Source organism: Cyanobium sp. PCC 7001 (assembly GCF_000155635.1).
Classification (GTDB): Bacteria; Cyanobacteriota; Cyanobacteriia; order PCC-6307; family Cyanobiaceae; genus NIES-981.
Map to the genome: position 1 here is coordinate 179,109 of NZ_DS990556.1, position 13,063 is coordinate 192,171.

Sequence of the window (13,063 nt, forward strand, 5' to 3'; positions counted from 1 at the left end):
CGTGCCATCCGGGTTCGCGGCCCTGGGCCTCGGTCTGCCGATCCTCAAGGCCGTGGCGGAGAAGGGCTACACCACCCCATCCCCCATCCAACTGGAGTGCATCCCCACCGTGCTGGCGGGTCACGATGTGATGGCGGCCGCCCAGACCGGCACCGGCAAGACCGCCGGCTTCACTCTGCCAATGCTGGAGCGGCTGCGGCACGGGCCCCATGCCCGTGGCGGCGTGGTGCGGGCCCTCGTGCTCACGCCCACCCGGGAGCTGGCCGCCCAGGTGGCCGAGAACGTGGCGGCTTACGGCCGTTACCTCGACCTGCGCAGTGACGTGGTGTTCGGCGGGGTCAAGATCAACCCCCAGATCAACCGGCTGCGGGCCGGTGCCGACATCCTGGTGGCCACACCCGGACGGCTGCTGGATCTGCAGCAGCAGCGGGCCATCCGGCTGGATCGCGTGGAGGTGCTGGTGCTGGATGAGGCGGACCGGATGCTCGACATGGGCTTCATCCGCGACATCCAGAAGCTGCTGGCACTGCTGCCGCCGAAGCGCCAGAACCTACTGTTCTCTGCCACCTTCAGCCCCTCGATCCGCAAGCTGGCCCACGGCCTGCTGCACCAGCCGGTGCAGCTGCAGGCCACCCCTGAGAACCAGGCCGCCCCCACCGTGGAGCATCTGCTCCATCCCTGCGACATGGCGCGCAAGCCGGAGCTGCTCACCCACCTGATCGCCAGCAACGACTGGCAGCAGGTGCTCGTGTTCTCGCGCACCAAGCACGGGGCCAACCGGATGGCGGATCGGCTCTGTGCGGCCGGCCTGGAGGCTGCTGCCATCCATGGCAACAAGAGCCAGGGGGCCCGCACCCGGGCGCTCGCCGGCTTCAAGACCGGTGAGGTGCGCGTGCTCGTGGCCACCGACCTGGCGGCCCGGGGCATCGACATTCATCAGCTTCCCCATGTGGTGAATCTGGATCTGCCCAATCAGGCGGAGGACTACGTGCACCGCATCGGTCGCACCGGCCGGGCGGGCCATCCCGGCCACGCGATCTCCCTGGTGGCCGCTGAGGAGCACGAGCTGCTGGGTGCCATCGAGCGTCTGATCGGCACCTCCCTGCCCTCTGAGACCGTGCCGGGCTTCGAGCCCACGGTGCTGCGCGCCGCGGCGCTCGACCTCAGCGGCGGCCGGGGCCGGGGAGGGCGAAGCGGCCCGGGCCGTGGCAGTGCCGGCCGCGGCGGCAGCAGCCGGCCATCCAGGCCGGAGGCGCGGGGGTCGGCAAACGGCAACAAGCGACACAACCGCGGACGCGGCCCTCGGCTCGGATAGGGCCGCAACGAACGTCCCCATGCCCTACGAGCCCGGATCCCCCGAATGCCGAGTGCTGATCGACTGCAAGAGCCAGATCGAGTCGATGCTGCTGGCCCTGGATCGCATTGAGAACAGCGCCCACATCCGCGACCAGCTGCGCTCGGTGCACAACCAGCTGGAGGGACTGCACGCGCTCTACCGCCGCAGCAACCCGTAGCGCAGCAACCCCTAGGGCCGGGTGCGCTGTTCCTCCAGTTCGCGGCAGAGGCTGTAGGCGCAGGGCAGGGTGGCCACCCTCCTCAGTTCTCTGTTGCCCCCGTCGCCGACAACGGCCCGGTGGCCCACCAGATAGCCGCCGGCCGTGTCGCGGAAGATCTGACAGTGGACCCCCGCTTCGGCCACGAAGGTGAGGGTGGTGGCTGAGGCCACCCCGGCCTCAGGGCCACCCGAAGGGCGTGATGGCCTGCCAGCTGGCACGCTGATGCCCATGGACCTGCCTCGACCGCTTCCTCCGATCTAGCGTCTTCGCCGGGAGCGCAGGCGTGAGCATTTCCTAACCACACACAACTTATCCGCAACCAGCTCCGCACGCATCTCCGCACGCATCCCAGCAGGCACCTCTGCACGGACCTCTGCGCTGATGTCCGTCCTGAGCCGCCCCGACCGACGCGGTCGCGCTGCGGTCCCGGCGGTGCCCACGGCCAAGGCTCAGCTGCTTGCGCCCAGACCCATCCGGTCGCCCGGTCGGGCGTTCAACTGCTGGATCAGCGCCTGCCCCTGGCAGGGGCGTTTGCCCTCAAGCTGGGCGTCCCGCAGCAGCAGGGGACAGCCGCCGGTGGCGAGCACCAGTCCCTCGCCGGGGGCCACCGCCAGCACCTCTCCCGCTTCTGCACCGCCGCCGCCAGCGCCCCAGCGACCACACAGGGCCGCCGCCTCGGGAGACAGCTCGCCCCGCAGGCGCTCCACAAGCGGTTCCGTGGCCAGCAGCTTCAGACGCCGACCATTCCAGAGGGTGTGGGCTCCGGGGTAGAGGGCCATCACCCGCCGGTGGATCTCCAGGGCAGGGAGGCTCCAGTCGACCACCGCATCCTCCTTGCGCAGCTGGCGGGCGTAGGTCATGCCGTCCTCGCTCTGGGGCCGGACCCCCAGGCGCCGCCAGCGCTCGGCTTCGGGGCCAGGGCCCGCGGCGGCGATGCGCGGCAGGGCCTCCAGCAGCAGGTCGGCGGTGAGGGCGGCCAGCCGACCTGCCAGATCCTCGGCGTTCTCGAGCAGCCCGATGGTCAGCCTGCGCTCCAGCAGCACCGGCCCCGTGTCCAGCCCGGCCTCCATCGCCATGATGCCCACGCCGGTCTCCGGATCGCCGGCCAGCAGGCTCCACTGGATCGGGGCGGCACCGCGCCAGCGCGGCAGCAGCGAGCCATGGCCGTTCCAGCAGCCCAGCGGGGGCTGGGCCAGCACCTCCGGCGGCAGGATCTGGCCGAAGGCCACCACCACCGACATCTCAGCATCGAGGGCGGCCAGCTCCGCCTGGGTGCCGGGATCCTGTCGGATCCGGCCTGGGGTGAACACGGGCAGTCCGAGGGCTTCGGCCCGCTGTTTCACCGGTGAGGCCACCAGCTGGCTGCCGCGGCCCCGGCGCCGGTCGGGCTGGCTCACCACCCCCACCACGGTGTGGCCGGCCTCCACCAGGGCCTCGAGGCTGGGAACGGCATAGGCCGGTGTCCCCCAGAACAGAATCCGCATGGCAGCAGGCTCGGCGAGCGGTCAGGCGTCGCCGGTGATGGACAGCCCTTCGACCCACACGTGCGGGCAGAGACCGTCAGGGGTGACCTTGGCCTCCCCTTCGAAGCCGATGATCCCCTGGAGCACCTGGCGGATGTCGCCGGCCACCGTGGCGGCCTCGATCGAGCGTGCCTGGCCGTTGCGCACCAGCCAGCCATCAAAGGGCAGGGAGAAGGCCCCCTGGCTTGCCTTCACCCCGGCATGGAGAGCGGAGAGGGAATCGATCCACACCAGCGGCTCGTCGGTGTTGAAGCGGTCCAGCCCCTGCTGGCCGCCGTCGCTGCCGGCGCTGGGCCCGATCTCGAACCAGTCGGGACCGACCGACACCTTGGCCCCCATGCCCGCGTGGCCGGTGGGCGCCACCCCGAAGGCCCGGGCCGTGGCCTCCGAGTGCAGGAAGTTGCGCAGCACGCCGCCCTCCACCAGGGCGAGGCGCCGGGTCGGGGTGCCCTCGCCATCGAAGGCCGAAGCGCCGACGTTGCCGGGATGCAGGCCGTTGTCGTGGATGGAGAGAAAGGGCACGGCCAGGGCTTCGCCCAGGGACGAGCGGTTGCTGAGGCTCACCCCATCGAGCACGGCCCGGGCGTTGAACAGGCTGCTGAAGGCGCCGATCAGATCGAGGAACGCCTCCGGGCTGAACACGCAGGTGTAGCGGCCGGTGGGGATGGGGGCGTAGTGGAGGTGGCTGATGGTGCGTTCGGCCGCTTCGCTGATGCAGCCGTCGATGTCGAGATCGCTGGCGCCGTAGGCCAGGCGCATGGCCCCGGCGCTGCGGGGCTTGCGGCCCTCTTCCTCGGCGCGGGCGTAGAGGTAGACGCTGGCTGTGGTGAGCCGTTGGTGCCGGCAGGCGCCGTCACTGTTGAGGTAGAGGCGCTCGCTGCTGCGCTGGGCCAGGCCGTTGTAAGGCACGGTGCCGATCGCCGGGTGGCTGTCCAGCAGGGTGCGCTCGGCCTGCTGCAGCGTGCTGAGCAGCTCGAGGATCGGCTGGGGAGGATGGCTGGGCTGATCCAGCGACGCCAGTGGCGCCGTGGCGAGGGGAGAGAAGCCAGGGGTGTCCTCCGGGTTGCCGAAGGCTGAGGCGGCCTGGGCACCGGCAAGGGCTTTCTGCAGCCCGGAGTCGGAGAGGTCGGAGGTGCTGGTGATCCCCACCAGGCCGTCGCTGTTCCATACGCGCACCGTGATGGCGCTGCGCTGGGCCCCCTTCATCTGCTTGGCCTCGCCACGGTCCACCTGCACCGAGGTGTCGGTGCTGCAGGAGGCCCCCAGATCCCATTGGCGGATGCCCTGACGGGCAGCAAGGGAGGTGAGACGTTCCTGCAGGGCGGGGGCATCCAGACCCTGGCTGGGCTCGGAATCGGGCCTGGGATTGTGAGCGGTTCCGGTCGTCATGCTCAGCGGCCCCCCACGGTGATGCTGTCGACCTTGATGTGGGGCTGGCCCACGGTGACGAAGATGCTGCCGCTCACGGAACCGCAGAAGCCGGCCGCCAGGTCGAGGTCGTTGGCGCACATGGAGATCCGCGGCATCACCTCCTTGGCCTCCCCGATCAGGGTGGCCCCCTTCACGGGCTTGGTGAGGGCTCCGTTCTCGATCAGGTACCCCTCCTCCACGGCGAAGTTGAACTGCCCGGTGGGCCCGACGCTGCCGCCGCCCATCGATTTGCAGTAGAGGCCGCGGTCCACCGAGGCGATCAGCTCCTCCGGGGTGTGGGGCCCCGGGGCGATGTAGGTGTTCCGCATGCGGCTGGCGGCCGCGAAGCTGTGACTCTGACGGCGACCGCTGCCGGTGCGCGGATGTCCGGTGCGCATCTCCCCGGCACGGTCACTGAGGAAGCGCTTGAGCACACCGTTCTCGATCAGCACCGTGCGCTGGGCCTCCATCCCCTCGTCGTCGATCGACAGGGAGCCGAAGGCGCCATCGCTCAGGCCTTCATCGATGGCCGTCACGGCACTGTGGGCGATCGGCTCGCCGATCTTCTCGGCGAAGGGGGTGGTGCCCCGCTCCACCTGGGTGGTTTCCAGCAGGTGGCCGCAGGCCTCGTGGAAGATCACGCCGCCGAACCGGTTGGCGAGCACCGCCGGCATCTGGCCGGCCTCCACATAGCCGGCGTAGAGCATGGTGGCGGCACTGCCGCACACATCCTGGGCGCTGGCGTCGGCGTCCCAGTGGCGCAGATCGTCAGGGCGACCCGAGGTGCCGTAGCGGCGGCCGAGTCCGGCGCGGTGGTCGCCATCGGCCGCCAGCACGTTCAGTCCCAGGGACTGGTGCAGCCGGATGTCGCGGGCGACGGTGCCATCGCTCGCCGCAACCAGGATTTCCTGCCAGTCACGGGCGTACTGGCTGCGGCGGGCCTGCAGGTGCCGACCATGGCGCTGCAACAGGGCCGTGGCCTCGAGGAGCCTGGCTCCGGCCTCGCCCATGGCAGGACAGCGCGGCAGCCAATCGTGCTTGGCGGCGCCGTAATCCTTGAGGCTGCCGAGTCCCTCGAACGGGCTGGCGCTCCGGGCCGAGAGTTCCAGGCCGAGCATGCCCAGGGCCTGCTCGAGGGCCCGCAGCAGTCCGGTTTCGGAGAGGTCGTTCGTGCTCACGAAGCCGTCGCGGACTCCCCGGAACACCCGGATGCCCGCCCCCCTGCCGAAGGAGGGGCTGACGCTGGTGATGGCATCCTGCTCGGCCAGCATGCCGAGGTGGTCGGTGCGCTCGAGGAACACTTCCACGAGGTCGGCCCCGGCGGCCCGCCCTGCGGCCAGAAGCGGCTCCAGCCGGGGGATCCATCCCTGATCGAGATGCTCGGGCGCTGGTGGCGCTGCGGAAAGAACCACGAGGTACGGGATGGAGGGGTTGCTTGGGAGGTCCTAGCAAAAGGGCCCCGGCGCCGGAGGCCGGAGCCCAGGGGCTCTGCGGACAGGCGGGGCGGGCGCCGTCAGCGCACGGCGGGCTGAAAGCGGTCGCTGCGGATGGGCTTCATCAGGAACAGCTTCGCCATCTCGGCGGCATTGCCGATCCAGTAGGGCAGCTTGCGCAGGGCCCTGACGGCAGCGGGAGCGCCGCTTTGGTCAGCCTCGGTGAGGGCGGCGTTGTTGGTCACCAGCCGCTCCAGCCGCTCCCAGAACTTGGGATTGTGCACATCCAGCACCACCGGGAACACCCGGGCGGAGGTCTCGTTGGTCTTGTCGATCACGTAGCGGTCGTAGGTGCGGGCGTCGAGGCCGAGGGCTTCGTAGAACTCCTTGCGGGCCACATCGCGCACGTACATGGTGGCGAACACCGCCAGCAGGAAGAAACGGCACCAGAGACGAGCCTGCAGGCCGCGCACCGTGTCGGGCTGGGCCTTCATCAGGGCGTCGAAGAAATCGCCGTGGCGGTTCTCATCCTGACACCAGTTCTCAAAGAAATTGAAGATCGGGAAGATCTTGCTTTCAGGATTCTTCTCCAGGTGCCTGTAGATGGCGATGTAGCGCCAATAGCCGATCTTTTCGCTCAGATAGGTGGCGTAGAAGATGAACTTGGGCTTGAAGTAGGTGTAGGCCTTGTTGGCCGTGAGGAAGCCCAGGTCGAGCTGGAGCCCGAAATCGGCCATGGACTTGTTGAGGAAGCCGGCATGGCGGGCTTCATCCCGGGCCATGTGGGCGAAGCACTCAGCCAGAAGCGGATTCTTCTCCTTGATGCGACGGCTCAGTTCCTTGTAGAGGAGGAAGCCGGAGAATTCCGATGTGCAGCTCTGCTCCAGGAATTCCACGAAGACCCGGCGGGTCTCGGGATCCAGCTTGTCGGCCGCTCCTTCGAATTCCCCATTCCGCACGAAGTGGTGGCGGTTGTAGTCCTTGCGGAATTCCTCGCAGATGGCCTCCAGCTCCACTTCGTTGGGGCGGAGATCCATGGCCGCCATCGCCTCGAAGTCGGTGGTGTAGAACCGCGGCGTGAGGATGGTGTCCTTAACCGGATCCTTGATGGCGGGGGACTCCGGGGTGCCGATGGTCTGAGCCCCGTCCAGGCTGGAGCCGGGAGCGGCGGGGTTGGCGACAGCGGTTGGAGGCACCATCAGGCTGGCAGCACAGAGCGTTGAGCCATCGTAAGTGGCCCGGGCGCTGGGGCGGCCGGGATGTAACGGCCGCGAGGGGTCAGTTGGCTCCGAGCCACTTCTGCCCGTTGAGCCGCTGCACCAGCCGGGACACCAGCAGGGCCAGGGTGATCTTACGCTCGTCGATCAGGAACGATTCCACAAGGCTCGGCTCCGCACCCGCCTCAGCCACGATCACCACCTTGGGCGCCGTGAGGCTCTCCTCGGTGAAGCAGAGCCAGAAGCGCCGCTCACCCGGCAGCACGCCCACCACCATCCAGCAGGGGTTGCCGATCACCGGCATCGGTGCCTGCTGGAAGGAGAGCTCGGGAGCTGGGCCTCCGTAGGCCTGGATCTCCTTGCTCAGGGCGGGGATCAGCAGCTCGGGCACGAAGGTGGCGAAGGGCTGGTCCTCCGGGGCCGGCGGTTTCGCCGGCTTGGCCGGGGGCTTGGTCGCGGCCGCCTTGGCGGGGCTGGATGCTTCAGCCTGCTCTGGGCCGCCGCCCGCAGCTGGATTGGTGGCCTCACTCACCGAAATTCTGGCCTCGAACCGTCAGCACGCCGACTCTAAGCCGGGTGGCGTGTGCGCCGGGTACACCCAGTTCTCCGCAACGATCAGCTCCCCGCAACGGCCCTCACCAGCCCTCGCCCAGCGGAGTGCCCCAGCCCTCCCCGGCGGCCACGCCGGCTTCGGCAGGAGCCGCGGTCGGGGGCGCAGCGGTGGGCGCGGCGGCAGGAGGCGGAGCGGCACCGGCTGCGGGCCGGCGGATCACGCGGTAGGGAACGGCCACGGTGGGGCTGCTCTCGCCGGCGGCCCTGGTGGGGCCCGCGGCCGCAGGGCCAGCGCCGGCTGCGCTGCGGTGCTCGGGCCTGGGGGGCTCCCAGCCGAGGTCAAAGTCAGTGCCCGTGTCAGCGCCGGGTTCGGGCCGGCCGACGTCGGTGCGGGGGGTGACGGGACGCCGCACCTGCCGCTGAAGCTCCCGCTCGCCGCCGGTGGAGAGGGCAAGGGCGGTGCCCACGGCGCTGATGCCCGCTCCCCCGGCCGCCGCCAGCATCAGCCACACCCCGATCGGCAGCGCCGGGGAGGTCCAGGTGAGCAGGCGCAAGGCCACGGCCGGCCGCGGGTTCACGGCGCCGATCAGCACCACGGCCAGCAGCGGTGCCAGCAGCGGTAGCAGAAGCAGCTGTCGCACCAGGGGGGGCAAGGCTCAGGATTCGGTGGAAAGGATGCCGGAACCCCGGCCGGGTTCGGGCCGATCCGCCTGGACAGGGCCCCGCCAACGCCGCAGTTCGCCCAGCTCGAACCCCAGCACATCAAAGACGCGGATCACGAGGAAATCCACCATGTCGTCGATGTCGCGGGGCTGGTGGTACCAGGCCGGCACCGGGGGCGCGATGCGGGCTCCGGCCTCGGCGAGGGCGGTGAGGTTGCGGAGGTGCACCAGGCTCCAGGGCGTTTCGCGGGGACAGATCACCAGGGGGCGCCCCTCCTTGAGATGCACGTCGGCGGCCCGCTCCACCAGATCGAGGGCCACCCCGGAGGCGATCCGCCCCACCGTTCCCATCGAGGCCGGCAGGATCACCATCCCCCGGGTGCGGAAGCTGCCGCTGGCGATGCCGGCGGCCTGGTCGTTCCAGCGATGGCAGCGCAGCTGGCCGGTGGCGCAGCCGGTCTCCTGGCGCCAGAACCGCTCCTGCGCCTCCGGCTCGCTGGGCACCCGCAGCCCGAGTTCCGCCTGCCAGACCCCGATCGCCCCGCGGCTCGTGACCATTTCCACCGCTTCGTCCGCCTCCAGCAGCAGCTGGAGGGCCCGGCGGGCCAGGGGTTGAGCCGAGGCTCCGGAAACGGCCAGAACCACCGGATCCATCGCCTCAGGCCTCGTTGAGCACGGCGACGGGCGTGAAGGTGTCGTCTGCGGTGGACGGGGCGTCGTTGTCGCCGGCCAGTTCGTCGTAACCCTCCGGCAGCTGCACGGCCAGGTCGATCTGGTGCCGCAGCGCATCCACCTTCTGGATCTCCACCTCCACCGCATCCCCGAGCATGTAGGTGCGACGGTTCTTGCGGCCCACCAGGCGGTTCTGGCGGGAGCGGTACTCGTACCAGTCGTCCTTGAGCGAGCTCACGTGCACCAGCCCCTCCACGTTGGAGGGCGGCACCTCCACGAAGAAGCCGTAGCTCTGCACGCCACTGATGATGCCCGGCAGCACCTGGCCCACCAGGGGCTCGGCCTGGCGGGCCTGGGCCATGGCCAGCAGGTCGCCCTCCAGTTCGGTCCCGAACCGCCGCCTGCCGTTCAGGCGCTGCACCAGACCGTGGGCCAACCCCTCCTGGAAGGGGGCGATGGCACTGTTCGGCAGCAGCGGCCAGTCAATGGCCCCGTGGCAGGCGTCGGAGGCCAGGTCCACTCCGATCTTGTGGCGCACGCTGGGCCGGTCCTTGCCCTCGGTGAGCAGCAGGGTGAGCAGGTGCTGGTTCCAGATGTCGGCGTAGTGCAGGCCGGGGCAGCACCAGGGCGCCAGGGCTGGCTCCTCCCCGGTCACGCCGGCCACGGCGTGTTCGCCGGTTTCAGTGGCCAGGCTCACGGGCTTCAGCACGGCCCTGAGCTGTTGCTGCAGGGGCCGGCAGCGATCGGTGGCGGCAAAGGCGGCCGCGAGTTCCCCGGCACTGGCGTGACCCTCCTCGCCCAGCTCCAGGGGGATCTCCAGGGCGAGGGCCGCCTTGGCCACATCGTTGAGATCGGAAGCCTCGGCCGGAGGGTTCACCGCGAAGATCGCCGGCAGCTGCAGGGCGGCGAGGTGTTCTCCGAGGGCGCGATCGGCGAGCAGCAGGGCCTCCCGCAGAACGGCCATCGGCGCGTGGGCCGGCAGCTGCACCATCCAGCCCTGCGTGGCCGCATCCGGCGGGGGCACTGCCAGATCTCCGAGGCTCTCGATGGGAGGCATCGGCAGCTGCAGATCGATCGAGCCCCGCTCCAGCCGCCGCTCGCGCAGCAGAGCGGTGAGGCTGAGCAGCTGCTCCAGCTGTTCGAGGTGGGCTTTGAGCGGCTTGAGGGCCGCCGGCGTGGTGCGGCTCTTGGGCTTGCGCTCGGCCAGGGCGGCGAGGGCGGCGCCGTCGACCTCGGCCACGGGTTTCACCAGCGACCGGCAGAAGCGGTAGTGCTCCAGCGTCCCGGTGGCGCTGAGCTCGAGGGCCACCGAGAGGGCGGCCTGCGGCTCGCCCGTTGTCCAGCCCATGGCCTTGCCCAGGGCCGGACTGAGCAGGGGCAGCCACTGCCGGCCGACGCAGTGGGCTTCGGCCTGATCGCGCAGCCATTGGTCGAGGCTGCCGCCGAAGGGGAGCCGTTCGGCCACGGCCGGGGCATGGACCCACAGCGTCCATCCCTCCTCGCGGGCCTCCAGGCAGACGGCGGCCAGGTCCGGCGCCTCCTTGCTCTGCCAACCCCGGAGCAGCAGGGCGTTCTGACCGGTGAGGTCGGTGCGGTCCTTGCTCTCGGGGCTGCGGAGGCTGGCCCTGGGCGCCGCGGGCCGCTGGTTCAGCCGGTGCTTGGTGAGCACCAGATCCAGGTCGGCCGCCTCACCGCCGTGGATCGGCAGGCGCCGGGCCACATGCCCCTGGGGAGCGAACTGGGCCACGGGGTAGCGGTCGATCGCCACCTCCACCACGGAGTTGTGCTCGGGATCGAGATACTCCCCGTCGGATTCGGGCAGCTGCACCGCGGTGAGCAGGCGATCGTCCAGCGGCAGGGCCACCAGCTGTTCCCGCTGGTGTTCCACCTGGGCGAGCAGCGAGGTGGTGTGGCGCTCGAGGATGCACTGCACGCCCCCTTCCGGCGAGCGGCGCCGGCCCCCTTCCCGCGTCACCTTCACCAGCACCCGGTCGCCGTTCCAGGCGTGGTTGAGCTGGTGGTCGCGGATGTAGATGTCCTCGCCGCCGTCCTCCCGCAGGGCGAAGCAGAAGCCCTTGCTCGAACAGCGCAGCCGGGCCGGGATCAGTTCCGGGACGTCGCAGCGCTGGATGCCGTCGTCGGAGTGGGCGACCAGGCCGAGCTTGCCGAGCGCCTCCAGGCCGATCTGCAGGGTGGTCTTGTCGTCCGTGCCGCTCAGGCCGAGGGCCTTCTGCAGTTTGGCGATCGGCAGAGGTTCCCCGGCGGGAAGCTGGTCGAGCAGGTCGGCGACCGTGAACTTCATCGAATCAGCAGCTGTGTGGCTTGGTCCGCCCGTGGACAGCCCAGGGGGCCGGCAGCGGCGGCAGCGGAAGGGGGCGCACCGGGCTCGAAGCGATGCCCGCGTCACCCTGACATCCCGCATCGGGACTTTAGGCAGCTGGGGGGCAGAGGCCGCTCCAGCCCCGATCCAGCCCTGCCGCTGGCCTGCGTGAGGGCTCAGGGGAGCTTCAAGGGACGCTCTGATCGTCCGCGGTGCTGCCCGCGCTGCCCATCAGGTTCGCCGTTTCCCGGGCTGCGGTGTCCTCCTCGGCGCGGGCCATGAGCAGGAGCCGCAGGCCCAGCACCAGAAACCCCACCGATGCGGCCAGCTGCAGGGTGTTGGTGGGGATCACGGTCGAGAGGGACCCGCCGGCGGCGGCCCCCAGCAGGCTGGCCAGCACCAGGGCCGCGGAACTGCCGGCGAACACGGCCCCTGGGCGGCTGGAGGTGCCGCTGATGGTCACGATGGCCAGCTGGGTCTTGTCACCCAGCTCGGCCAGAAACACCGTGGCGAACGTGGAGGCCAGCAGGGCGAGGTCCATGGGGCGAGGCGGGGGAATCGGGATGCAGTCAAGGCAGCTCAGGCCGGCGGGGGCAGGTCCGGCATCGGCGCCAGGTTCAGCACGGCCTGGCGGCCCAGCCACAGGCCCAGGGCCACCATCAGACCGCCGGCCAGCCGTTCGAGCTGCTGGGCGGGCATCACCCGGGCCAGCCAGCGTCCCAGCAGGACCCCCACCAGGCTGGAGCAGATCAGGGCGAGGGAGGCGCCCAGGAACACCAGCAGCGGCCGTCCGGACTGGGCGGACAGCAGCAGGGCCGCCAGCTGGGTCTTGTCGCCCAGCTCGGCCAGGAACACCGTGGTGAAGGTGGTGATGAAGGCCACCAGCCAGCCCCGTGGTGCCGGCGCCTCGCTGCCGCCCGCGGCGGCGGGGCTGGGCGGCGCGCTGGTGTCGGCGCTGGTTTCGGCAGTCGGGCCTGGCTCGGCAGGCGTGGGCTGGGGAGCGCTGCTCATGGTGCGCGGCGGATCGCCTGCCGAAAACGACGCATCACCCTGCCACGTCCCCCGTATTCGGTGCGGATCTGCTGCAGGCAGCAGGCGATGGCCAGCTGGTCCTGCTGCAGGGGCTCGTCGTCGGGGCCAGGAGCAGCGGCGAACAGGGCGACCAGGTTCTCCACATGGCAGAAGTCGGGCCGCTCGTCGTAGATGCGGCAGCGGCGGCCGCCGGTGTCGTAGTGGATGCACCAGCCGTCCTCTCCCACCAGTGCGACGTAGCGCTGCCGCTGGTCGGGGCTGAGGGCCTCGAGCGCCTCACCCCGCAGGGCCGGATCGAGGCGGCAGCAGGCTCCGCAGCCCTGGATGCACTGCCAATGGGACGTTCGGCTGGTCGCCACGGGGGTGCTCTGGTTGGAACCACGGGCCCGTTCTAGGGAAACCGCCGTTCGTGAGGACCGCTGGCGGCCCCGGCCTGGGCAGCCCGCCCGCCGTGAAGCCCTTCAGAACAGGGTGGGAAACGCTGTGACAACCCGTCACAGAGGCAGGCGCAGCCGGAGTGCGCCTCCGGGCGGCGCCTACGATCGCGCCCAGTGAACCTCCCTGACGCCGGTCACCATGGGCATCGATTTCCACCTGATCGCCAACTTCGGAGCCCTGGCCCTGATCACCCTGGCCGGCCCGGCCGTGATCTTCATTCTGTTCTACCGGCGCGGCGCCCTCTGATC

At 70.5% G+C, this 13,063-nt stretch carries 15 protein-coding genes; 3 read left to right on the forward strand and 12 right to left on the reverse strand.

Annotated elements, in window-relative coordinates; genetic code table 11:
* Position 1 precedes the first annotated feature (1 nt).
* Positions 2 to 1,315, forward strand: a complete 1,314-nt coding sequence (locus CPCC7001_RS00950) for a DEAD/DEAH box helicase (RefSeq protein WP_006910544.1) — start codon at positions 2 to 4, stop codon at positions 1,313 to 1,315.
* Positions 1,316 to 1,334: 19 nt separating this feature from the next.
* Positions 1,335 to 1,514, forward strand: coding sequence for a hypothetical protein (locus tag CPCC7001_RS00955; RefSeq protein ID WP_006910670.1), 180 nt, complete (start codon positions 1,335 to 1,337; stop codon positions 1,512 to 1,514).
* An 11-nt stretch (positions 1,515 to 1,525) separates the two neighbouring features.
* Here CPCC7001_RS00955 and CPCC7001_RS00960 read toward each other — a convergent pair whose 3' ends face one another.
* From CPCC7001_RS00960 to CPCC7001_RS01015, 12 genes are all read right to left on the reverse strand, one after another.
* Positions 1,526 to 1,726 carry a hypothetical protein gene (locus CPCC7001_RS00960; protein ID WP_043368440.1) on the reverse strand — a complete coding sequence of 67 codons (201 nt, stop codon included), beginning with the start codon at positions 1,724 to 1,726 and terminating at the stop codon, positions 1,526 to 1,528.
* 279 nt (positions 1,727 to 2,005) lie between these two features.
* Positions 2,006 to 3,040: a methionyl-tRNA formyltransferase gene (gene fmt / locus CPCC7001_RS00965; protein WP_006910512.1), complete on the reverse strand. Its 1,035-nt coding sequence runs from the start codon at positions 3,038 to 3,040 to the stop codon at positions 2,006 to 2,008.
* 21 nt (positions 3,041 to 3,061) lie between these two features.
* On the reverse strand, positions 3,062 to 4,468 hold the full coding sequence (locus CPCC7001_RS00970) for a TldD/PmbA family protein (RefSeq protein WP_006909898.1): 1,407 nt from the start codon (positions 4,466 to 4,468) through the stop codon (positions 3,062 to 3,064).
* Between the two features lie 2 nt (positions 4,469 to 4,470).
* Entirely contained in the window at positions 4,471 to 5,901 is a 1,431-nt protein-coding gene (locus CPCC7001_RS00975; protein WP_006910517.1) for a TldD/PmbA family protein, read from the reverse strand.
* Between the two features lie 101 nt (positions 5,902 to 6,002).
* Positions 6,003 to 7,121, reverse strand: coding sequence for a magnesium-protoporphyrin IX monomethyl ester (oxidative) cyclase (acsF, locus tag CPCC7001_RS00980; RefSeq protein ID WP_006909932.1), 1,119 nt, complete (start codon positions 7,119 to 7,121; stop codon positions 6,003 to 6,005).
* 79 nt (positions 7,122 to 7,200) lie between these two features.
* Positions 7,201 to 7,671, reverse strand: coding sequence for a DUF2996 domain-containing protein (locus CPCC7001_RS00985; protein WP_006911327.1), 471 nt, complete (start codon positions 7,669 to 7,671; stop codon positions 7,201 to 7,203).
* A gap of 103 nt (positions 7,672 to 7,774) precedes the next feature.
* Positions 7,775 to 8,332 carry a hypothetical protein gene (locus CPCC7001_RS13885; protein WP_006910034.1) on the reverse strand — a complete coding sequence of 186 codons (558 nt, stop codon included), beginning with the start codon at positions 8,330 to 8,332 and terminating at the stop codon, positions 7,775 to 7,777.
* Between the two features lie 15 nt (positions 8,333 to 8,347).
* Positions 8,348 to 9,007 (reverse strand): flavin prenyltransferase UbiX, encoded by a 660-nt coding sequence (locus CPCC7001_RS00995; protein WP_006910652.1) that lies wholly within the window; start codon positions 9,005 to 9,007, stop codon positions 8,348 to 8,350.
* A 4-nt stretch (positions 9,008 to 9,011) separates the two neighbouring features.
* Positions 9,012 to 11,327 (reverse strand): RNB domain-containing ribonuclease, encoded by a 2,316-nt coding sequence (locus tag CPCC7001_RS01000; RefSeq protein WP_006909851.1) that lies wholly within the window; start codon positions 11,325 to 11,327, stop codon positions 9,012 to 9,014.
* 205 nt (positions 11,328 to 11,532) lie between these two features.
* The gene (locus CPCC7001_RS01005) at positions 11,533 to 11,886 is read right to left on the reverse strand and encodes a TMEM165/GDT1 family protein (protein ID WP_006910800.1); all 354 of its coding nucleotides are present in this window, start codon (positions 11,884 to 11,886) and stop codon (positions 11,533 to 11,535) included.
* Positions 11,887 to 11,924: 38 nt separating this feature from the next.
* A complete protein-coding gene (locus CPCC7001_RS01010; RefSeq protein ID WP_006911275.1) occupies positions 11,925 to 12,356 on the reverse strand; it encodes a TMEM165/GDT1 family protein in 432 nt (143 codons plus the stop codon).
* Positions 12,353 to 12,736 carry a YkgJ family cysteine cluster protein gene (locus CPCC7001_RS01015; RefSeq protein ID WP_006911197.1) on the reverse strand — a complete coding sequence of 128 codons (384 nt, stop codon included), beginning with the start codon at positions 12,734 to 12,736 and terminating at the stop codon, positions 12,353 to 12,355. The genes CPCC7001_RS01010 and CPCC7001_RS01015 overlap by 4 nt, the downstream gene beginning before the upstream one ends.
* Before the next feature lie 217 nt (positions 12,737 to 12,953).
* Here CPCC7001_RS01015 and psb30 point away from each other — a divergent pair, with 217 nt between their 5' ends.
* Complete coding sequence (gene psb30, locus CPCC7001_RS01020; RefSeq protein WP_006041509.1) at positions 12,954 to 13,061, forward strand: photosystem II reaction center protein Ycf12/Psb30; 108 nt, start codon at positions 12,954 to 12,956, stop codon at positions 13,059 to 13,061.
* Positions 13,062 to 13,063 lie beyond the last annotated feature (2 nt).

Bases quoted from the DNA above. Each gene is read 5' to 3' on its own strand.
- CPCC7001_RS00955 (WP_006910670.1), top strand. From the start codon at position 1,335: ATGCCCTACGAGCCCGGATCCCCCGAATGCCGAGTGCTGATCGACTGC.
- fmt (WP_006910512.1), bottom strand. From the start codon at position 3,040: ATGCGGATTCTGTTCTGGGGGACACCGGCCTATGCCGTTCCCAGCCTC.
- CPCC7001_RS00970 (WP_006909898.1), bottom strand. From the start codon at position 4,468: ATGACGACCGGAACCGCTCACAATCCCAGGCCCGATTCCGAGCCCAGC.
- acsF (WP_006909932.1), bottom strand. From the start codon at position 7,121: ATGGTGCCTCCAACCGCTGTCGCCAACCCCGCCGCTCCCGGCTCCAGC.
- CPCC7001_RS00995 (WP_006910652.1), bottom strand. From the start codon at position 9,007: ATGGATCCGGTGGTTCTGGCCGTTTCCGGAGCCTCGGCTCAACCCCTG.
- CPCC7001_RS01000 (WP_006909851.1), bottom strand. From the start codon at position 11,327: ATGAAGTTCACGGTCGCCGACCTGCTCGACCAGCTTCCCGCCGGGGAA.
- CPCC7001_RS01005 (WP_006910800.1), bottom strand. From the start codon at position 11,886: ATGGACCTCGCCCTGCTGGCCTCCACGTTCGCCACGGTGTTTCTGGCC.
- CPCC7001_RS01010 (WP_006911275.1), bottom strand. From the start codon at position 12,356: ATGAGCAGCGCTCCCCAGCCCACGCCTGCCGAGCCAGGCCCGACTGCC.
- psb30 (WP_006041509.1), top strand. From the start codon at position 12,954: ATGGGCATCGATTTCCACCTGATCGCCAACTTCGGAGCCCTGGCCCTG.